Annotated in this window: 1 protein-coding gene; it reads right to left on the minus strand. The window is 53.5% G+C overall.

Annotated features, from left to right (window positions below; all coding sequences use genetic code 11):
- Nucleotides 1-462, minus strand: a 462-nt coding sequence (locus tag PPOP_RS07650; protein WP_199898954.1) for a DNA-binding protein, incomplete at both ends; no start/stop codon positions are given.

The following is a 462-nucleotide window of genomic DNA, read 5'->3' on the forward strand; positions in this document are numbered from 1 at the left end:
GCCCGTAGTTCCTTCATGCTCTCCTCCAGGACATCAAGACGCGCTTGTAATTGAGTCACTTTCAGACGTTCATTTTGCAACTCTTCCTGCGCATCCATAGTGTCCTTCATCGATGCATCTAATGTATCTTTCAAGCTTTCATTCTCCAATCGCAGCGCCTCAATCTCATCCGCGAGTTGGTCGGCCATCTCCGCCGTCTCTGCTTGTACTCTTTCGTGCTCCAATCGTGCCGCATCGAGCGCTTCACGTTCCGCTTTGAGGCGATCATTTGCTAAACCTGTGGCTACTAACCAAACCTCAGCCATCATCCGCGCCGCAGCCTCATCCAATACTGGCGGCAATGGCTGCTCCTTAATAGGCGCGTCCGTCTTCTCCTGCACTGCCCTAAACTCTGACATAGCCTCGCTAATCGTCGTATAGCTGCCGCCACCGACTACCCCACGCACAGCTGCCAACGTTGGA

Origin of the sequence: Paenibacillus popilliae ATCC 14706 (assembly GCF_000315235.1) — a bacterium.
Taxonomy (GTDB): domain Bacteria; phylum Bacillota; class Bacilli; order Paenibacillales; family Paenibacillaceae; genus Paenibacillus_B; species Paenibacillus_B popilliae.